Below are 18,404 nucleotides of genomic sequence, written 5' to 3'. Positions count from 1 at the left end.
CACCGTGACCGCACCCCGCGACCTCACCGACGCCCTCGTCGTCATCACCGGAGCCGGCCGCGGCATCGGCCTGGCCACCGCCCACCGCTTCGCCGCCGCCGGCGCCCGCGTGGTGATCGGCGACCTCGACGACGACGTGGCCGCCAAGGCCGCCGCCGCAGTCGGCCACGACGCCGTCGGGCTCGTGGTCGACGTCGCCGACCGCGGCTCCTACGCCCGCTTCGTCGAGCAGGCCGCTGCCCTCGCGCCGGTCGACGTGCTCGTCAACAACGCCGGCATCATGCCGTTGACCCCGCTGCTCGAGCAGAGCGACGACTCCGTCGACCGCACCCTCGAGGTCAACCTGCGCGCCGTCGTCACCGGCACCCGCCTGGTCGCCCCGGCGATGGTCGCCCGAGGGCGAGGCCACGTCGTCAACGTCGCCTCCGCGGTCGGTCGGCTCGGCATGGCGGGCGCGGCGGTCTACAGCGCCAGCAAGTTCGGCGTGCTCGGCTTCTCCGAGGCCGCCCACGCCGAGCTGCGCCCGCACGGCGTCGACGTCTCGACGGTGCTGCCCACCGTCGTCGCCACCGAGCTCGCCGCCGGCGTCCACGCCACCCGCGGCATGCGGGCCTGCACTCCCGAGGAGGTCGCCGACGCCATCGTCTCGGTCGCGCAGCGCCCCCGGTTCGAGACCTGGGTGCCGGCCCACGCCAAGGGCGTCTTCCACTCCTCCAACGTGCTCCCCCGCCGGGTCCGCGACCTCGTCGGCCGCGCCATGGGTGCCGACACCACCCTCACCGACGTCGACGTGGCCGCGCGCGCCGACTACGAGCGGCGCGCCAGCCGCTGAGCACCGCTCCGCCGACGCCACGGCGGAGGCCCGGCTGCGCCACGGTGCGGGGTGGGCCGGTGCGGCGCGGGGTGGGCCGGTGCGGCGCGGTGCGGGGGTCCGGTGCGAGGTGGGCGGATCCCTGAGGCAGCACGTCGCGGCCGGCACTTACCGCAACAGCGCAATTGCGCGGACCGGCACCGGTCTCGCGAAGAGGTTTGCGCGATCCGCGCAACCCCGCGCCCCCGACACCTGCCGCAACAGCGCAATCGCGCGGACCCGCACCGGGCTCGCAAACGGGATTGCGCGATCCGAGCAACCCCGCGCCCCCGACACCTGCCGAACCAGCGCAATCGCGCCATCCGGCACCGGTCTCACGAACGGGTTTGCGCGACCTGCGCAACCCTCAGCCCCCGACACCTGCCGAACCAGCGCAATTGCGCGGGCCCGCACCGGGCTCGCGAACGGGTTTGCGCGACCTGCGCAACCCCCAGCCCCCGACACCCGCCGAACCAGCGCAATTGCGCGGACCGGCGCCGGTCTCACCAACGGGTTTGCACGATCCGAGCAACCCCGCGCCCCCGACACCTGCCGAACCAGCGCAATTGCGCGGACCCGCACCGGTCGGCGACCGGTCCGTCATACGGGTCAGGACCGGGGACGCCGGGGCCGGAGGACCACCAGCGCGACGACCACGAGGGTCACCAGGAACCACCGCCGGCCATGGGTGAGCGACAGGAAGACCCCCGCGCCGGTGACGGCCAGGACCAGCCAGGTGGTGAGGCTCGTGCCGCTGCGGACCGGACCGTACGGCGTCGGGGCCGGCCCGCCGACGACGGGCGGGTAGGCCGGCGGCGGCCCGGGGACCGCGGCGGCCGGGGCGTGGGCCGCCCAGCCCGGCTGCTGGTGGGGCCCCGGCAGGTCGGCGAAGAGCGGCACGAGGTCGCCCCGGGTGGTGGCGGCCCAGATGCGACCGACCCGGTCGGAGTGCTCCTCGGCGCTGAGCATGCCGCGCGCGTACATCGCCGCGAGGTAGGCCGAGGTCTGCTCCCGCTCGGCGTCGCCGATGCGCAGCTGGTCGCTCATGACACCACCCTGCCCCACGGCCGGTCGGGCCACACCCCGGTCCTGCCGCCGCGCGGCCACCCGGCACCCCCGCCGGCCACCCCCGCCGGCACCCATGACACCTGTCATGGTCCGAGCGTGCACGGCCCACGTCGACCGGTGAGCGCACGCACTGCCGCCCGGCCGCCGCGACGGCGAGGCTGGACGCATGACACCGACCCCCCGCCGCCCGAGCACCGACCGCCCCGGCCGCCCCGGCCGCCCCGGCCGCCCCGGACCCTCACCCCGCCGGTCGCCGGGCGATGCGACCGGCACTGCGACCGGCACCCCGACCGGGGCACCCGCCATCGAGCTGCGCGACCTGCGCCGCACCTACGGCCACGGCTCCAGCGCCTACGACGCCGTGCGCGGCGTCGACCTCGAGGTGGCGGCCGGGTCGGTCACCGCACTGCTCGGCACCAACGGCGCCGGCAAGACCTCCACCCTCGAGCTGGTCGAGGGCCTCGCCGCGCCGACCGGCGGCGAGGTCAGGGTGCTCGGGCTCGACCCCGTCGTCGACCGGGCCCGGGTGCGACCGCGCACGGGGGTGCTGCTGCAGTCCAGCGGCTTCCCCGCCGACCTGACCGTGCGCGAGACGCTGCGCATGTGGGCCGCCACCGTCAGCGCGCCGCGCCCGGTGGAGGAGTCGCTGGAGCGGCTCACCCTCACCGACCGCGCCGACGTCAGGGTCGGCGCGCTCTCCGGGGGCGAGCAGCGCCGCCTCGACCTGGCCTGCACCCTCATGGGGCGCCCCGAGGTCGTGCTGCTCGACGAGCCCACCACCGGGCTCGACCCCGAGTCACGACGCGACGTGTGGCAGATCGTGCGCGACCTGCGCGACGACGGCGCCGCCGTCCTGCTCACCACCCACTACCTCGAGGAGGCCGAGGCGTTGGCCGACCACCTCGCGATCATGCACGCCGGGCGGGTCCGCCGCGCCGGCACGCCCGCCGAGATCGCCGAGGGTCACCCCTCGACGGTCAGGCTCGACACCCCCGACCGCACCCTGCCGGCCCTGCCCGCCGGCCGGGTCGACGACGACGGCCGCACCACCACCCTGCACACCACCGACCTCCAGGCCACCCTGACCGCGCTGCTCGCCTGGGCCGACGCCGAGGGGGTGCGCCTCGACCGGCTCGACGCCCGCACCGCCAGCCTCGAGTCGGTGTTCCTCGCCATCGCCGAGGGACGTGACGCCCCGTCGCCGGACCGGTCGCCGGACCCGTCGCCCGCCCCCTCGCCCGCCCCGGCCACGGCCGCCCCCACCGCAGGAGCCCCCCGATGAGCACGACCACCCCCCGCACCGAGCCCACCGCCCCGGCCGCCCCGGCCACCGACGCAGCCGGCGGGTCCGGGCGCGGAGCCGGCGTACGGCGGGTGCGCGGGCTGGCCCGCGCCAACGCCACCCTCATGACGCGCAACCGGCTCACCCTGCTCTACGCCGTGGTACTGCCCGTGCTGCCGCTGGTGCTGCTGCTCACCGGGCCGCGCGGCGACGTCGCCGTCGGCGCCGCCACCGTGGTGACCGCGCTGATGATGACGCTGCTCTTCCCGGTCTACTACAACCTGCTCTCGCAGTTCGTGACCCGCCGCGACGAGCTCGTGCTCAAGCGCCTGCGCACCGGGGAGACCCGCGACGCGGAGATCCTGGTGGCCCTGGCCCTGCCCGGCCTGGTGGTCGCGGTCACCGTCTCGCTGGTCACCGTGGTCGTGGCGCTCGCGCTCGGCGCGCCCGCCCCGGTCAACCCCGTCCTGTACGCCGGGGCCGTGCTCCTCGGCGCTCTGATGTCGGTCGCGCTGGCCTACTGGACCGCCGCCTGGACCCGCAACGCCGAGGCCGCGCAGATGACCAGCCTGCCCGTCATCCTGCTGCTCGTGGTCGGCCAGGTGGCGGTCGGCTTCCCCGACTCGGTGCAGCGCTGGACCGACTGGACCCCCGGCGCCGCGCTCACCGCGCTCGTGCGGATCGGCTGGTTCGGCCTCGACGACGGCTCCACCACCCCCAGCCTCGACCTCGCCGACACCTGGTCGGTCGGACTCCAGCCGGTGCTCGTGCTCGTGCTCTGGACCGCCGTCGGGCTCGACCTCGCCCGTCGCTCGCTGCGGTGGGAGCCGCAGCGCTGACCCTTGCCGACCGGAGCTGCCGCCCGCAGCTCGTGAGGCCCGGGCGCGGACGTGTCTAGGGTGGTGGGAGGGGAGCGGCGGGGTCGGCGTGGTCGGCGCGGCCAGGGCCCGCCCCGCAGCACCCGCCGCCGGCACCCCTCCCCCGGAGCGCACCGACCACCCCCTCCCCGAGAGGACGCCATGAGCCCGACCGACGCCCACCTCGGCGACGCGCCTCTCGACGACGCACCGCCGGCCGGCGCGGGCGCGGGCCCCGCCCGAGGTCGTGACGCCGCCCGTCGCGTGCGCTGGAGGCGCTGGTCGGAGCGCAGCGAGGTCGAGCGCGTGGACCTCTACACGCGCCAGTCGATCTACCTCCTGCTCTGGTCGAGCGCCGGCTTCATCCTGTGGCGCGGCTCCGCGGACTGGGGCGAGCAGCCACCCGCCCTGGTGGCGCTCGTGGTCGCGGCGGTCGCGGTGACCTGCGCGCTGGGCACGCCGGTGGTGCGCGACGTCGCCGCGCTCTACCCGGCGGCGCGCCCCGTGCCCTGGCGCAGCGTCGGCCCGCTGCTGGCAGCGACCGCGGTGGTGCTCCTCGGCGACCGGCTGCTGCCCGACGGCCTGCGCGGGGTCGGCGCCATGGCCGCGCTCAGCGTGCTGAGCTGGAGCGTCGGCGGGCTGCGCGACGACCGGGTCTCCGCCGCCCTGGTCGGAGGCTTCGGGCTGGTCTTCTGGGCCACCACCGGGCTGCTCGTCGCCGGTCTAGGCGCCGCGGGCGTCACGGCCTTCTTCGTCTTCACCGCGCGCGTCTCGCTGTGGCTGCTCGGCGTGGTCTCCGAGCTCGACCGCGCCCGCGCCCTCCAGGCCGACCTCGCGGTGGCCGAGGAGCGGCTGCGCTTCTCCCGCGACGTGCACGACGTGCTCGGGCGCCGGCTCTCCGCGATCGCCCTGCAGTCGGAGCTGGCCGCCCGGCTCAGCGAGCGCGGCGACGCCGCGGCCGCCGCGACCATGCTGGAGGTGCGCGGCGTCGCGCACACCGCGCTGCGCGAGGCCCGCGCCCTGGCCCGCGGCTACCGCGCCACCGACCTCGCCCAGGAGCTGGAGGGGGCGCGGTCGCTGCTCGACGCGGCCGGCATCGCGGTGGCCCTCGACGTCGCCGGCCTCCCCACCGCCTGGCACGAGCCGGCCGGCTGGGTCGTGCGCGAGTGCGTCACCAACGTGCTGCGCCACTCCGCGGCCACCCGGGTCGAGATCTCCTACGCCGCGGGCGCCCTGGTCGTCGGCAACGACGGAGTCGGCCCGGCCGGTCCGGGCCCGACCCCCGGCAGCGGGCTCACCGGCCTGCGGGAGCGCCTGGCGCCCCTCGGCGCCCGGCTCGACGCCGGCACGACGGGCCTCACCGGCAGCGGCGGCGACGGCGGCGACGACGGCGGCGACGGCGGGACCGGGCGGTTCGTCGTACGGGTCAGCGGCCTGGACTCCCCGCCCGCGCAGGCGGCGTCGTGACCGCGCCGATCCGGGTCCTGCTGGCCGACGACGAGCACCTCATCCGGGCGGCGCTGGCCCAGCTGCTCGCCCTGGAGGACGACCTCGAGGTCGTCGCCCAGGCCGCGTCGGGCCCCGAGGCGGTCGCCCAGGCGGTCGCGGCCGACGTCGACGTCGCGGTGCTCGACCTGCAGATGCCGGGGCTCGACGGCATCGCGGTCGCCGAGCGCCTGCGCGCCGACCTGCCGGGCTGCGCCACTGTCATCGTCACCAGCCACGGGCGACCCGGTCACCTCAAGCGGGCGCTCGCCGGTGGGGTGCGTGGCTTCCTGCCCAAGACCACGTCGGCCGCGACCCTGGCCGCGGTGGTGCGCACCGTGCACGCGGGCGGGCGCCACGTGGACCCCGAGCTCGCGGCCGAGGCGATCGCCGCCGGCGACAGCCCCCTCACGCCCCGTGAGGCCGACGTGCTCGAGCTGGCCGCCGACGGCGCGCCGGTGGAGGAGATCGCCGAGCGCGCGTCGCTCTCGCCCGGCACCGTGCGCAACTACCTGTCCAACGCCGTGGGCAAGCTGGGCGCCGCCAACCGCCACGACGCCTGCGCGATCGCGCGGCGGATGGGCTGGATCTAGGCGCTCTGCTGCTCCTCGCCCGGCCGGCCCGGCCCAGGCCGGCGAGGCCGCCCGCCGCGGTGGACGGCAGGCGGGTCAGCCGAGCAGCTCGGCCATCGTGCGCATCACGTCGGGGCGGGGCGGCACGATCATCGTGGTCAGCAGCGAGTCCTGCCAGCGGGGCAGCTCCGCGGCGATCTTGTCGCGCGGGCCGACGAGCGCGACCTGCTCGACCATGGCCAGCGGCACGGCGGCGACGGCCTCCTCCTTGCGACCCGAGAGGTAGAGCTCCTGGATGTGCTCGCACTCGGCCTCGAAGCCCATCCGGGCGAAGACGTCGTAGTGGAAGTTGGCGCCCTTGGCGCCCATGCCGCCGATGTAGAGCGCGTAATGGGGTCGCAGGGTGTCGGCGGCGGCCTCCACGTCGTCGTCGAGCACGACCTGCACCATGCAGGCCACCTCGAAGTCCTCGGCGCTGCGGCGCGCACCGGGGCGGGCGAAGCCCTCGGCCAAGGCGGCGCGGTAGTGCTCGTCGTGGGCCGGGGAGTAGAAGAGCGGCAGCCAGCCGTCGGCGATCTCGGCGGCCATGGCGACGTTCTTGGGGCCCTCGGCGGCCAGCAGCACCGGCAGGTCGGGGCGCACCGGGTGCAGCGTCGAGCGCAGCGCCTTGCCCAGGCCGGTGGTCGGCAGGTCGCCGCCGGTGACCGCGGCGCCGCCGGTGAAGGGCACCTGGAAGTGCTCACCGTCGAGCTGGAGCCTCTCGCGGGCGATCGCCTGGCGCACGAGCGCGACGTACTCCCTCGTGCGGGCCAGCGGCTTGGGGTAGGTCTGGCCGTACCACCCCTCCACCACCTGCGGGCCCGAGGCGCCGAGGCCGAGCACGAAGCGACCGCCGCTGAGGTGGTCCATGGTCATCGCGGCCATCGCCGTGGCCGCGGGGGTGCGCGCCGACATCTGCATGATGGAGGTGCCCAGGCGCAGCGTCGAGGTCTGCCCGCCGAGCCAGGCGAGCGGGGTGAGGGCGTCGGAGCCGTAGGCCTCCGCCGACCACACCGAGTCGAGACCGAGCTCCTCGGCCAGCGCCACTGCCTCGGCCTGGCCGGGCGGCGGGCCGGCACCCCAGTAGCCCAGGGAGACGCCCAGCCGCAGCCCGCCCGCGCTCACCGCGACGCCCCGGTCACGTGCGGCGGCGTGCAGGCCGGCCGGACCGGCTGGATCGGCGGTGCGGTGAGCGGGTGGCCCATGCTCGTCCTCCTGGGGTGGCGTGACGCCCATCATGCCCGGCCCCGCCGATGCCGGCGCGACACGACGGGCCGGTGCTCACCCGGCCTGGGGCCGACGCGCCCCCTGCGGGCGCGCCGCGCGGTGGCGGGTGTGGACGAAGAGCCACGCCCCGAGCCCCAGCAGGAGCAGCGGGAGGTGGGTGACCACGGTCAGCACCAGCAGCACGGCCAGCACGGCCACGACGGGCGCGGGCAGCCCGCGCGGTCGCAGCGCCCGGCCGCCGGACCAGTACGCCGCGCGTCCCGGCACCCAGCGACCCGGGTCGCGCGCGGCGCCGCCGGACCCGGGGCGCTGCGCGAGGGTCGCCGGGAGGAGGCCGTCGGGCCACGGGGCGGGCAGGTCGGCGAAGAGGGGGCCGAGGTCGGCCCGGGTGCGCGCGGCCCAGACCCGCTCGAGACGCTCGGCGTGCTCGTCGTGGTCGAGGCGGCCGCGGACGTAGTGCTCGCCCAGGGCCCCCGCCGCCTGCTCCCGCTCGGCGTCGCCGATGCGCAGGTGCTGCTCGCTCATGACTCGTCCGCCTCCCGGGCGGTGCCGTCGCGCGACCGGTCGGTCGACGCACCGTCGGCGCGCTCCGCGGCCGGGCCCCGGACGGGGTCGTGGCCGGTGCCGCCGCTGTCCCCGCCGGTCTCCTCGCCGGTCTCCTCGGTGTCCCCGCCGTCGGCGAGCACGCCGTAGAGCTTGCGCCGAGCGTCGACGAGCACGTCGACGGCGGCGCGGCGCTGGGCGTCGGTGCCGGTGGTGACGATCTGCCACACCGCGCTCATCACCTGCCCGATCTCCGGGCGCAGGTCGACGCGCGGCCCGGTCGCCGCCTCGCGGGCGGTGGCCTCGAAGGGCGCCCAGACGGCGTCGAGCTCGTCGCGGTGCGTCGCGACGTACTCCTCACCGGCCGGCGTGAGGCGCAGGGTGCGGCGGCTGCGCTCGTCGTCGGACTCCACCAGGCCCTCGTCCTGCAGCTGCGCGACGGTCGGGTAGACCGAGCCGGGGCTGGGGCGCCACGCGTCGCCGGAGCGCTGCGCGATCTGCTGGATCACCTGGTATCCGTTGACGGGCTCGCCCGCCTCACCGGCGGCGCGCAGCACGTCGAGGATGGCCGCTCGCACGTCGCCGCGCCGGACCTTCGGCCCGCGCGAGGCCTCCGGGTCGCCGAGGCCGAAGAGGCCCGCGAGCCACGGCGGGGGGCCGGGGCGCCCCCCGCGACCGCGGGGTCCGCCGGGGCCGCCCGGTCCGGGGCCGAAGGCTCCGAAGGGGCCGCCGAAGCCCGGCCCGGGCCCCCAGCCGCCGTGGCGGTGCTGGGACCAGAGTGCCTCGGCGCGGTCGGCCCACTCCCGCTGCTGCTGCTTGTCGAATCCGTGCCTCATGGCCGGACTCCTCTCGTCAGTCGCGCCCGGCGACCGACTGTCGTCGAGTGTTACGCGATATATCGTGAGCGTACGTCGGGCTGGTGGCGGTGACAAGGGCCGCGCGGGTTTCGCCAGCCGGCTGGCGAAACCCGCACCTGTCGGCCGGTGCGTGGGCCGACAGGTGCGGGTCCGGGCCGACAGGTGGCGCCGACCGGCTGGGGCGGCGGCCTGGCGGGCGGCAGCGGCGGGCCCGGCAGGGGGCGGCGGAGGGGGACCGGCGCAGTGTCGGCGTAGGTTCGGCGGATGACGACGCCCACCTTCCGCCTCGCCTCGACGGTGCTCGGCGCGCGCGACCCGGAGGCCCTGGCCGCCTTCTACGTCGCGCTGCTCGGCTGGCGCCACCGCGACAGCGCGCAGGAGCGCGCGGCCGACCCCGGGTGGGTGGTCGTCAAGCCGGTCGGGCCCGACGGCGCGGTCGACCCGGCCGCCGCGGGGCTGGCGTTCCAGCGCGAGGACGACCACGTGCCGCCGACCTGGCCCGCGGCACCGGGCGCGCAGCAGATGCAGGCGCACCTCGACGTGGCCGTCGACGACCTGGCCGCCGCAGTGGCACGGGCGCTGGAGCTGGGCGCCGTGCTGGCGCCGCGCCAGCCGCAGGAGCTCGTGCGGGTGGTGCTCGACCCGGAGGGCCACCCGCTCTGCCTGTTCGCCCCCGGAGGCTGAGGCCGCGCGCCCGCGCCGCGCGGGGCGGGGTGGCCCGAGACGACCTCCGGGCGCCGGACCTACTGGCGCCGGATCGCCGGGGCCGGGGTCAGCCCGGTCGGGTCACCAGCCCCAGGTGCCGGGGGCTCCCTTGAAGGGGCCGACGACGCGCGAGGTGATCCAGCCGCCGTAGAAGCCGCCCTCCTGGGGCACCACCACCTCGTCGTTCACCGTGATCCGGTCGACCGAGGCCGGCATGATCGCGATCGCCCCGGTGATCGCCTCGAAGCCGGGGGTGGGCGTGAGGTAGGTCCAGGCGGCGCGCGGGGCGACGGTGTCGCCGGAGACGAGGTCGAAGTAGGTGGCCAGGCCCTTCCACTCGCAGAAGCTGTTGCCCTCCGCGTCGCGCAGCGCCCCGTCGATGAAGGCCTCGCGGGGCAGGTAGTAGGTCGGGGGGTGGCTGGTCTCCATGACCCGCCAGCTGCGGGTCGTGCGCGCCACGACGACGCCGCCGAGGGTGACCTCGATCGACTCCTTGCTCTCGTCGAGGGCGGGCGGGCGCGGGTAGTCCCACACCGATTCCTGTCCGGGACCGGGCTTCTCTCGCTTCAGCGGGTTCAAGGGGCGCACACCCCGACCCTAGGCGGCCGCGCTCACGCCTCCATCACCCTCTCGGCGTGCTCCACGACCGGGAAGGGGTCGTAGAAGTGGTGCAGCATCGCGCGCCACTGCTCGTAGGCGGGCGAGCCGCGGAAGCCCTCGGTGTGGTCCTCGAGGCGCTCCCACTCCACGAGCAGGAGATAGGTGCCGGGGCGCTCCACGAGCCGCGAGAGCGTCAGCCCGCCGAAGCCGGGCGAGGCGGCGATGATCGAGCGCGCCCGGGCGAAGGCGGCCTCGAAGGCCTCCTCCTGACCGGGGCGGACGGGCAGCAGGGCGTGCTCGAGGACCATGCGCGCAGGCTAGCCGCCACACACCGCAGCACACCGCCGTAGGCCGCCGCGGCGCCGGGGCCGCTCAGGTAGCCCACACGCCGCGGGGCAGCCCGGCGGCGTCGACGAGGCCGGCCACGGCCGCCTCGTCCTCGCGCCCCGCCAGCAGCAGCAGGCCGCGCCCGGGCGGGGCGGCGAGCGCCTCGGCCAACGCCTCGACCGCCACCCAGCGGCAGCCCGGCGGCAGCCCGGGCGCGCCGAGCTCGGCGTAGGTGTCGCCCACCAGCACCCGGCCCCCGGACCCGGACTGGGACCCGGACTGGGACCCGGACCCGCCCGCGGGGTCGTGGGCGAGCAGCACGACGAAGTGCCCGACGTCCCAGGCGGCGCCGGGCGGGCTGATCGGGCCGGTGCGCACGTTGGCGACCACCCCCACGGGCCGCCCGGCCGCCCGGAGCCGCTCCAGCAGCGCTCCGAGCACGCCGGCGTCGAGCGCCGACCCGGGCACGGGCACGACGACCACCCGGTCGCCCGCCGCGGCCTCGACACCGCGCAGCAGACCGGCCGCGTCGGTGCCGCTGTGCTCGAGGGCGGCGGCCCGGGGCAGCTCGTCCCACCCGGTGCGCAGCAGCGGGGCACCCTCCGGTCGCCAGTCGGCGACGTCGTGGGGCCAGATCGCGGTGCCGGCGGCCACCGCGATCGCCGTCGCCGAGGGCACCGCGGGGTCTGCCGGGGACGGCGGCGGGCCCTGCGTCGCCGCCGCCGGCGCCGCGGCCCGGGTGCTGGCCGGCGGGGCGGCCCCGGTGGACGCGGGTGACGCGGGTGACGCCAGCACCGCGTGCAGGGCCAGGGCGGCGGCGAAGGGGCCGCAGAGCTGGTCGGGCTGGGGCAGCGCCGGGCCGTGGGCCGCGAGCACGCGCTCGGCGCCGGGCAGCAGCCCCGGCACCGCGGGCGGTCCTGCCTGGGCTCGGCCCGGGGTCGGTCGGTGCGCCACCGGTCGGTCGGGCATCAGTACAGCCACCGGTGGGAGGCGACGACCTCCTCGACGGTGTGCTCGGCGGCCCAGGCGGCGTCGGAGTCGCGGCAGGCGACGAAGGCGCCGAGGAGGTCGGCGCCGAGCACGTCGCGCACCAGCGCGCTGCCCAGCAGGTGGGCGCGCTGCTCCTCGTGGGTGGTGGCGAGGGCGACGATCCCGGCGGCCTCGCGGCGCGCGTCGTCCCAGGCGCCGACGTCCTCCTGCACCGGGTCGGGCAGCTCGGCCCCGTCGCGCACCCCGGCGAGGCCGGCGCCGATGACCACCGCGAGGGAGAGGTAGGGGTTGGCCGAGGCGTCGCTGGCCTTGAGCTCGACGTTGGTGTGCTCGGGGCCCAGCAGGCGCGAGGCGGGCACGAGCCGCAGCGCGGCCTCGCGGTTCTCGACGCCCCAGAAGCCGTAGGCGCCGGCCCAGTAGCCGGGCCGGCGGCGCAGCAGCGACCCCGCGCTGGGGGCGGTGACGGCGACGATCCCGGGCAGCTCGCGCAGGAGTCCGGCGAGGTAGCCGCGGCCCACGTCGGAGAGCCCGTGGGGGCCGTCGCCGGTCAGCGCGTTGCGGCCCTCGTGCACCAGTGAGGTGTGCAGGTGCCAGCCGTTGCCGGCGCCCGCGGCGGTCGTCACCGGCGCGAAGCTGACCCGCAGGCCCTCGGCCCGCGCCGCCGACTGCACGGTCTGGCGCACCAGCACCTGCGTGTCGGCCATGGCCAGCGGGTCGAGCGCGGAGAGGGCGAGCTCGACCTGCGACTCGCCGTACTCCGCGTGGAGCTGTCCGATCGCGATGCCGTCGGCGGCGAGGTCGCGCAGCAGGCGACGGGTGAACTCGTCGACCTCGCGCAGCGCGTTGGGCCCGTAGGCCGGGCCGTGGTGGGCGGGGGTGAAGTCCTCGCCCTCGCGCACGACGACCATCTCCACCTCGAAGCCGGCGCGCACCGCGAAGCCGGCCTCGGCGGCGGCGTCGACCTGCCGCTCCAGCACGCTGCGCTGGCAGTAGGGCCACGGGTCGCCGTCGGCGTCGAGCTGGCGGCCGTGGACCCAGGCCAGACCGGGCTGCCCCGACAGTGGCACGACGCTGTCGGCGCGGTCGACCACGGGCACGAGCCGCACGTCGCCCGAGGGCGTGGCGAGTCCCTCGTGGGCGAAGGTGATGACGTCGTGGGAGTCGAAGACCGCGAAGACGGCCGTCACCCCGACCCCGCGGCGCGCGGCGGCCGGCAGCTCGGCGGTGGGCACGGTGCGCGAGCGGACGATGCCGTTGTTGTCGACCCAGCCGATGGTGACGCCCACGACGCCCTCGCGGGCCAGGCGGTCGGTGAGCTCGTGGACGTCGGGGGCGTGGACGTCGGGGACGCCGGTGGCGGTCATGACGGCACGCTACCGGCGGCGCACCGGCCCCGCCCCGCCCATCCACAGCCGGCCCGTCGGCAGCCGGCCCGTCGGCAGCCGGACCGTGCAGCCGGACCGACCAGGGCGGCCGCCCCGGCCGCGGCTGGGAACAGCGCGGCGGCGACGTAGGTTGGCGACCCGTGGGCATCCGGGACCTCGTCGCAGACACGCGACCGCTGCAGAACCGTCACTTCAAGCGGCTGTGGCTGGCCAACATCGTCACCGTCGTCGGCGCCCAGCTCACCGTCGTCGCCGTGCCCGCGCAGATCTACGCCGACACCGGCTCCTCGGCCTACGTCGGCCTCACCGGCCTCTTCGGGCTGGTGCCCCTCGTCGTCTTCGGGCTGTACGGCGGCGCCCTGGCCGACGTCTTCGACCGCCGCACCATCCTGCTGGTCACCACCGTCGGGCTCATCGTCACCAGCGCGCTGTTCTGGCTGCAGGCCGCCGCGGGCTCGACGAACGTGTGGCTGCTGCTGTGCCTCTTCGCGGTGCAGCAGGCCTTCTTCGCCGTCAACCAGCCCACCCGCAGCGCCGTGCTGCCCAAGCTGCTGCCCCCCGAGCTGCTGCCGGCGGCCAACTCGCTCAACATGACCGTCATGCAGGCCGGCGCCATCGCCGGGCCGCTGGTGGCGGGGGTGCTCATCCCCGTGCTCGGCTTCGAGTGGCTCTACCTCATCGACACGATCACCCTGCTGGCCACGCTCGGCGCGGTGCTCGGCCTGCCGAGCCTGGCGGTGGTCGACGCGGCCACGACCACCCCCGGCCTGCGCTCGGTGGTCGAGGGCCTGGCCTACCTGCGCCAGCAGCCCGTGCTGCTGATGTCCTTCGTGGTCGACCTGATCGCGATGGTCTTCGGCATGCCCCGCGCGCTCTTCCCCGAGATCGCCGCGGTCGACTTCGGCGGCCCCGAGGAGGGCGGCATCGTCTTCGCGCTGCTCTTCGCCGCCATCCCCGCCGGCGCCGTGCTCGGCGGCGTGCTGAGCGGGTGGGTCTCGCGCATCGAGCGGCAGGGCCTGGCCGTCATCGTGTGCATCCTGGTCTGGGGAGCGGCCGTCGTCGGCTTCGGCACGGCGGTGCTGCTGGCCGGTGTCGACGGGTGGCGCACCCCGATGCTCGTGGTGGCGCTGCTGATGCTCATGGTGGGCGGCGCCGCCGACATGGCCTCGGCGGCCTTCCGCAGCTCGATGCTGATGACCGCTGCCGACGACGCCGTGCGCGGGCGCCTCCAGGGCGTGTTCATCGTGGTGGTCGCGGGCGGTCCCCGGATCGCCGACGTCGCCCACGGCGCGGCCGCCGCCTCGGTCGGCGCCGGGGCCGCCGCGGCCGGCGGCGGCGTGCTCGTGGTCGTCGGCACGGTGCTCGCGGCGCTCGCGGTGCCGTCGTTCGTCCGCTACCGCCTCACCCGCACCGCCGCGCCCCTGACCTGAGCGACCGGAGGCGCCGCCCGGCCCGGGCCTCGGCCCCCGGGGTGGAGCCGGGCGGGCCGGCGCGGCCTAGGTTGAGGTGATGAGACTCCCCCCGCTGCCCGGTCCCTCCGACGTCAGGTGGCTGGTGGACCAGGCCGTGGCCGCCGGTCCCCGCGTGGTCGGCCTGCTCGCGGGCGCCGAGGCGCTGCTGGCCTCGGCCCAGGGGCTGGTGGGCGAGGCCCGGCTGCTGCTGGAGCGCGTCGACGCCACCCGCCTGGCCGCCGACGAGGTGGTCGCGGAGGTCGACCGCACCCGGGCGCGGGCCGACCGGGCGCTCACGTCGTTCGAGCCGCTCGCCGAGCGGGTCGCGGGCCTCCTCGACGACGTCGAGCCGCTGCTGGGCCGCGCCGACCGCCTCGTCGGCCAGGCCGCGCCGCTGCTCGGCCGCGCCGACGGGCTGCTCGACGCCGGGGCGCCGCTGGTCGAGCGGGCCGGCGGCCTCCTCGACGAGGGCGCCCCGCTGGTGGGCCGCGCCGAGGCGCTCGTGGGCCGCGCCGAGCCGATGGTGCAGCGGGTCGAGCCCCTGCTCGAGCAGGTCGTGCCGCCGCTGACCCGGCTGCTGCCGGTGCTCGACCGGCTGGCCGAGACCACCCACCCCCACGAGGTCGACGCCATGGTCGCGCTGGTCGACCAGCTGCCGCTGCTGGCCGAGAAGATGGAGACCGACATCGTGCCGATGCTGGAGTCGCTGAGCAGCGTCGCGCCCGACCTGCACGACCTGCTCGACGTCTCCCGCGAGCTCAACGAGATGCTGGGCAAGCTCCCCGGGCTGCGCGGCATCAAGAAGCGGGTCGAGCGGGAGCAGGACGAGGAGGAGAGAGCGTGAGCACCACCATCCTGACCCTCGGCGGGGGCGGCTTCCTGATGGAGCCCGACAACCCGCTGCTCGACGACTTCCTGCTCTCGCTGGCCACCCGCCGGCGCGGTGCCGGCGACCGACCGCGGGTGCTCTACGTGCCGACGGCCGCCGGCGACGACCAGGGCCGGATCGCCGACTTCGAGGCCGCCTTCGCCGAGCGCGCCGAGACCGACGTGCTGAGCCTCTTCCGCCGCGACGGACGCGACCTGCGCGAGCAGGTCCTGGCCGCCGACGTCGTCTACGTCGGCGGCGGCTCCACCCTCAACCTGCTGGCCCTGTGGCGCCTGCACGGCCTCGACGAGGTGCTGCGCGAGGCCGGGGAGGCCGGGGTCGTGCTGGCCGGGATCAGCGCCGGCATGAACTGCTGGTTCGAGGGCTCGGTCACCGACTCCTGGGGCCCGCTCGACGCCCTGCCCGACGGGCTGGGGCTGCTGCGCGGCAGCGCCTGCCCGCACTACGACGGCGAGGCCGAGCGGCAGCCGACCTACGTCGACCTCGTCGGGCGCGGCGTCCTGCCCTCCGGCTACGCCGCCGACGACGGCTGCGCGCTGCTCTTCCGCGACGGCGAGCTGGTCGAGGCAGTGTCCTCGCGCCCCGACGCCCGGGCCTTCCGGGTGCACCGCGCCGGCGACGCCGACGGGCTCGACGACGCCATGGAGGCCGTGCCCGTGGCCGAGAGCCCCGTCGACGTCCGCTTCCTCGGCTGACCACCGCCCGGGCGGCAGAGCGGCCGGGCGGTGGGGCCCGGGTCAGGCGCCGAGCAGCCCGCGCACGTAGGCGGCCTGGCCGACGTGCTGGAGGTCGTCGTTGACCACGCTGACCAGGCGCACGGCCAGGGTCACCGGCGGGTCCCAGTGCTCGTCGACGACACGGTCGAGGTCCTCGGCGCCGAGCGTCGCGACGTACGCCGTGGTCTGCGCGTGCACCGCGCGCAGGTACTCCACCAGCAGGTCGGCCTCGACCCGCAGCGCACCGACCTCCTCGCTGGACTGGCCGTAGCCGATGGAGGCGTCGTCGTAGGGCAGGTCGAAGCGGCGGGCGAAGCCCTGCGCGGTCCAGACCTGCTCGAGGTCGGCGACGCCGGCGACGTGGTCGTCCTGCACCCGCGCGGCGTGCCAGACCAGCCAGCCGATCGGGTTGGCGTCGACGCCCGGGCGGTGGGCGAGCTGGTCGGCGTCGAGCCCGTCGACCGCGGCGGTGCCCGCCTCCAGGATGCGCTCGAAGGCGTCGGTGAGCAGCTCTGCGGGAGTCATGACCCGAACCTACGTCGACCCCGCCACCGCGGTCCTCGCCCGCCCGGGCGTGCGGAGCGACCGGGACGGGGAGGGACGGCCGCGACCGCCCGTCGGGCGCGGGTCAGCCGCGCAGCCGCTCCAGCCGGGAGGCCAGCAGCGCGACGCGGTGGGCGTTGCCGTGCAGGTCGACGTAGGTCTGGCCGAAGGAGGCCAGCAGGGCGTCGTCGAGGCGTCGCACCGCGCCGGGCGGGTAGCGGTAGTCCATGCGGGCGTTGAGGTCGAGGTCGGCGACCGGGCGCAGGGCGGTGGCCAGCTCGTCGAGGGAGGTGATCCCGAGCTCGAGCAGCAGCCCGGAGATCCAGGCGTAGTGGTCGGTGCGCGACCACCCGGCGTCGGCGTACTGCCCGGCCAGGAAGGCCGCCAGCTCGCGCGCGTCGAGACGCGGGTCGAGGTCGCCGTCGATCTCGTCCTCGGAGTGCTCGGAGGGCTCCACCGACCCGCGCGGCCCGGCGCGCAGCCGGTCGCGGATCTCCGCGAACTCCCGGTCGGCCAGCTCCAGCAGGCCCGCGGCGAGGGTGAAGCGGCGGTCGAAGTCGGCGGCGTGCTCCTCGGGCACGACGCCCTTGTAGCGGATGTCGTGCTCGAACTCCGCCCACGCGTGCTGCAGCACGGTGCGCACCTGCACCTGGGCGGTGCGGCCCTCGAGGTGGGCCAGCGCCGGGTCGCCCTCGCGGGCCGGGTCGGGGGTGATGAGCAGGTGGCGGCTGGCGTAGCCGAAGCCGCCGGCGCTGATGGCGTCCTGGCCCATGTCGCGGTCGTCCTTGACGACGACCTGGTCGCCGAGCAGGTCGGCCACCGCGTCGACGTCGCTCACGACGTAGGCGATGACCCGCACGCCGACCTGGTCGGTGATCTGGGTCAGCGGGTCGGAGTAGAGCGGCACGCCGGCGCTGGTGCGGCCTGCCTTCTCGGCGAAGGACGCGACGCTCTTGGCCCGCGAGGTGACGGTGAGGTAGTTGATGCCGGCCTCGTCGAGGATCCGGGTGACCAGGGCGGCGGCCTCCTCGGCGGCCAGGCGGAGCTCGTCGTGCTGGGCGTCGTAGGCCCGCACGGCGGCGCGCACGACGTCCTCGCGGGCCAGCTCGGGCTCGGCGCCCGGCAGCGTGGGGGTGACGATGTAGCCGGTCTCGAGGTCGCCGTAGGTCGTGACCCGGTCGGGCGAGCGGGAGGCGAAGAGCGCGACGTAGGCGCAGACCACGGCGTCGACCTGGTCCTCGACCACCCGCAGCTCGCTCTTGCGCGTGGCCTGCTCGACCTGGGCGCGCAGGCCGCGCCAGGTCTCGTCGACGTCGACGACTGTCTCGACGTGCGACATCAGCGTCAGCAGCGCCTCGCGCAGCCCGTCGAGGTCGCGGCCGCGCTTGTTCTTGTACTTCAGCGTGCGCGGCAGGTCGAAGAGCACCACCGTCGCGGGGTGGGGGTAGACCTCGATCGCGCGGCGGCTGCGCGCCGAGCGGGGGTCGATGTCGAGATCGAGGCGCTCCGCGACCCTTCCGCCGCGCGTGCCGTGCGCGAACTCGGGCTTGCCGGTGTTGGCCGGGTGGGCGCCGGCCTCGAAGCGGCGGAAGTCCTTGCTCAGCGCCTTCTCCGCGGGCCGCGACCCGGTCGGGTTGGTCACCACGAGCGGCGCGTCGATGGCCACCAGGCAGTCGCCGGTCACGTACGGCGCCAGCGCCTCCGCGATCTCGTCGTCGGAGCGCACCGCCGAGAGGTGCAGCAGCCGCGACGTCCCGTCCACCACCGCCAGGCCCGTCGGGCTCCGGTCTCCCCACGCGAGGTCGACGCCGATGAAGTACACCCCCTCACCCTGCCCTATCGGCCCTGGCCGCGGGGCGGGAGAGGTGGGTGGGCGGGTCGTGGGGGGTGCGGGTGGCTGCGGGTTTCACCGGTCAGCCGGTGAAACCCGCACCTGTCGGCCCAGACCCGCCACCTGTCGGCCCGGAACCGCACCTGTCGGCCCGCGCGTGGGCCGACCAGTGCGGGTTTCGCCGGCC

At 76.5% G+C, this 18,404-nt stretch carries 19 protein-coding genes; 9 read left to right on the top strand and 10 right to left on the bottom strand.

Translation table 11 applies throughout. The features are described 5' to 3' along the window. The first annotated feature begins 4 nt into the window (after positions 1-4). On the top strand, positions 5-832 hold the full coding sequence (locus tag IR170_RS06805; RefSeq protein WP_193661763.1) for an SDR family oxidoreductase: 828 nt from the start codon (positions 5-7) through the stop codon (positions 830-832). A gap of 627 nt (positions 833-1,459) precedes the next feature. Here the strand turns inward: IR170_RS06805 and IR170_RS06800 are convergent. Beyond that, positions 1,460-1,897 (bottom strand): DUF1707 SHOCT-like domain-containing protein, encoded by a 438-nt coding sequence (locus IR170_RS06800; protein ID WP_193661762.1) that lies wholly within the window; start codon positions 1,895-1,897, stop codon positions 1,460-1,462. Positions 1,898-2,084: 187 nt separating this feature from the next. On the opposite strand from IR170_RS06800, the gene IR170_RS19865 reads away from it, so the two are divergent. The 4 genes from IR170_RS19865 to IR170_RS06780 all read left to right on the top strand — a co-directional run bounded on the left by IR170_RS19865 (position 2,085) and on the right by IR170_RS06780 (position 6,135). After that, positions 2,085-3,200: an ABC transporter ATP-binding protein gene (locus IR170_RS19865; RefSeq protein ID WP_193661761.1), complete on the top strand. Its 1,116-nt coding sequence runs from the start codon at positions 2,085-2,087 to the stop codon at positions 3,198-3,200. Then, complete coding sequence (locus tag IR170_RS06790; protein WP_193661760.1) at positions 3,197-4,039, top strand: ABC transporter permease; 843 nt, start codon at positions 3,197-3,199, stop codon at positions 4,037-4,039. Before IR170_RS19865 ends, IR170_RS06790 begins: the two co-directional genes overlap by 4 nt. 180 nt (positions 4,040-4,219) lie before the next feature. After that, entirely contained in the window at positions 4,220-5,524 is a 1,305-nt protein-coding gene (locus tag IR170_RS06785) for a sensor histidine kinase (RefSeq protein WP_193661759.1), read from the top strand. Continuing rightward, positions 5,521-6,135, top strand: a complete 615-nt coding sequence (locus IR170_RS06780) for a response regulator transcription factor (RefSeq protein ID WP_193661758.1) — start codon at positions 5,521-5,523, stop codon at positions 6,133-6,135. Before IR170_RS06785 ends, IR170_RS06780 begins: the two co-directional genes overlap by 4 nt. A 75-nt stretch (positions 6,136-6,210) precedes the next feature. Here the strand turns inward: IR170_RS06780 and IR170_RS06775 are convergent, their stop codons facing one another. From IR170_RS06775 to IR170_RS06765, 3 genes are all read right to left on the bottom strand, one after another. After that, the gene (locus IR170_RS06775; RefSeq protein ID WP_235558781.1) at positions 6,211-7,278 is read right to left on the bottom strand and encodes an LLM class F420-dependent oxidoreductase; all 1,068 of its coding nucleotides are present in this window, start codon (positions 7,276-7,278) and stop codon (positions 6,211-6,213) included. A gap of 156 nt (positions 7,279-7,434) precedes the next feature. Then, positions 7,435-7,905 carry a DUF1707 SHOCT-like domain-containing protein gene (locus IR170_RS06770; RefSeq protein WP_193661757.1) on the bottom strand — a complete coding sequence of 157 codons (471 nt, stop codon included), beginning with the start codon at positions 7,903-7,905 and terminating at the stop codon, positions 7,435-7,437. Then, positions 7,902-8,759 carry a PadR family transcriptional regulator gene (locus IR170_RS06765; protein ID WP_193661756.1) on the bottom strand — a complete coding sequence of 286 codons (858 nt, stop codon included), beginning with the start codon at positions 8,757-8,759 and terminating at the stop codon, positions 7,902-7,904. Before IR170_RS06765 ends, IR170_RS06770 begins: the two co-directional genes overlap by 4 nt. A gap of 285 nt (positions 8,760-9,044) precedes the next feature. On the opposite strand from IR170_RS06765, the gene IR170_RS06760 reads away from it, so the two are divergent. After that, on the top strand, positions 9,045-9,464 hold the full coding sequence (locus tag IR170_RS06760) for a VOC family protein (protein WP_193661755.1): 420 nt from the start codon (positions 9,045-9,047) through the stop codon (positions 9,462-9,464). 102 nt (positions 9,465-9,566) lie between these two features. On the opposite strand, the gene IR170_RS06755 is transcribed toward IR170_RS06760, so the two are convergent. The 4 genes from IR170_RS06755 to IR170_RS06740 all read right to left on the bottom strand — a co-directional run bounded on the left by IR170_RS06755 (position 9,567) and on the right by IR170_RS06740 (position 12,766). After that, a complete protein-coding gene (locus IR170_RS06755) occupies positions 9,567-10,019 on the bottom strand; it encodes a DUF427 domain-containing protein (protein WP_319804940.1) in 453 nt (150 codons plus the stop codon). Positions 10,020-10,096: 77 nt separating this feature from the next. Continuing rightward, positions 10,097-10,393 (bottom strand): antibiotic biosynthesis monooxygenase family protein, encoded by a 297-nt coding sequence (locus tag IR170_RS06750; RefSeq protein ID WP_193661754.1) that lies wholly within the window; start codon positions 10,391-10,393, stop codon positions 10,097-10,099. A 64-nt stretch (positions 10,394-10,457) separates the two neighbouring features. Continuing rightward, entirely contained in the window at positions 10,458-11,318 is an 861-nt protein-coding gene (locus IR170_RS06745; protein ID WP_193661753.1) for a DUF6885 family protein, read from the bottom strand. A gap of 62 nt (positions 11,319-11,380) precedes the next feature. Further along, positions 11,381-12,766, bottom strand: coding sequence for a type I glutamate--ammonia ligase (locus IR170_RS06740; protein ID WP_193661752.1), 1,386 nt, complete (start codon positions 12,764-12,766; stop codon positions 11,381-11,383). A gap of 161 nt (positions 12,767-12,927) precedes the next feature. On the opposite strand from IR170_RS06740, the gene IR170_RS06735 reads away from it, so the two are divergent. From IR170_RS06735 to IR170_RS06725, 3 genes are all read left to right on the top strand, one after another. Further along, on the top strand, positions 12,928-14,217 hold the full coding sequence (locus IR170_RS06735) for an MFS transporter (protein WP_319804939.1): 1,290 nt from the start codon (positions 12,928-12,930) through the stop codon (positions 14,215-14,217). A gap of 79 nt (positions 14,218-14,296) precedes the next feature. Continuing rightward, a complete protein-coding gene (locus tag IR170_RS06730; protein WP_193661751.1) occupies positions 14,297-15,082 on the top strand; it encodes a hypothetical protein in 786 nt (261 codons plus the stop codon). Further along, positions 15,079-15,822 (top strand): Type 1 glutamine amidotransferase-like domain-containing protein, encoded by a 744-nt coding sequence (locus IR170_RS06725; RefSeq protein ID WP_319804938.1) that lies wholly within the window; start codon positions 15,079-15,081, stop codon positions 15,820-15,822. The genes IR170_RS06730 and IR170_RS06725 overlap by 4 nt, the downstream gene beginning before the upstream one ends. A gap of 42 nt (positions 15,823-15,864) precedes the next feature. Here IR170_RS06725 and IR170_RS06720 read toward each other — a convergent pair whose 3' ends face one another. Both IR170_RS06720 and IR170_RS06715 read right to left on the bottom strand, forming a co-directional pair. Then, complete coding sequence (locus tag IR170_RS06720) at positions 15,865-16,368, bottom strand: mycothiol transferase (protein WP_193661750.1); 504 nt, start codon at positions 16,366-16,368, stop codon at positions 15,865-15,867. 103 nt (positions 16,369-16,471) lie between these two features. Beyond that, positions 16,472-18,208: a DUF429 domain-containing protein gene (locus IR170_RS06715; RefSeq protein ID WP_193661749.1), complete on the bottom strand. Its 1,737-nt coding sequence runs from the start codon at positions 18,206-18,208 to the stop codon at positions 16,472-16,474. Between the last annotated feature and the right edge of the window lie 196 nt (positions 18,209-18,404).

The sequence above is a fragment of the Nocardioides kribbensis genome (assembly GCF_015070375.1).
GTDB classification, from domain to species: Bacteria; Actinomycetota; Actinomycetes; order Propionibacteriales; family Nocardioidaceae; genus Nocardioides; species Nocardioides kribbensis.
This window is presented reverse-complemented; position numbering and strand designations above follow the sequence as displayed.

Coding starts and splice junctions, on each gene's coding strand:
- IR170_RS06800 (WP_193661762.1), bottom strand. CDS start 1,897: ATGAGCGACCAGCTGCGCATCGGCGACGCCGAGCGGGAGCAGACCTCG.
- IR170_RS06785 (WP_193661759.1), top strand. CDS start 4,220: ATGAGCCCGACCGACGCCCACCTCGGCGACGCGCCTCTCGACGACGCA.
- IR170_RS19865 (WP_193661761.1), top strand. CDS start 2,085: ATGACACCGACCCCCCGCCGCCCGAGCACCGACCGCCCCGGCCGCCCC.
- IR170_RS06790 (WP_193661760.1), top strand. CDS start 3,197: ATGAGCACGACCACCCCCCGCACCGAGCCCACCGCCCCGGCCGCCCCG.
- IR170_RS06730 (WP_193661751.1), top strand. CDS start 14,297: ATGAGACTCCCCCCGCTGCCCGGTCCCTCCGACGTCAGGTGGCTGGTG.
- IR170_RS06760 (WP_193661755.1), top strand. CDS start 9,045: ATGACGACGCCCACCTTCCGCCTCGCCTCGACGGTGCTCGGCGCGCGC.
- IR170_RS06765 (WP_193661756.1), bottom strand. CDS start 8,759: ATGAGGCACGGATTCGACAAGCAGCAGCAGCGGGAGTGGGCCGACCGC.
- IR170_RS06750 (WP_193661754.1), bottom strand. CDS start 10,393: ATGGTCCTCGAGCACGCCCTGCTGCCCGTCCGCCCCGGTCAGGAGGAG.
- IR170_RS06740 (WP_193661752.1), bottom strand. CDS start 12,766: ATGACCGCCACCGGCGTCCCCGACGTCCACGCCCCCGACGTCCACGAG.
- IR170_RS06770 (WP_193661757.1), bottom strand. CDS start 7,905: ATGAGCGAGCAGCACCTGCGCATCGGCGACGCCGAGCGGGAGCAGGCG.
- IR170_RS06720 (WP_193661750.1), bottom strand. CDS start 16,368: ATGACTCCCGCAGAGCTGCTCACCGACGCCTTCGAGCGCATCCTGGAG.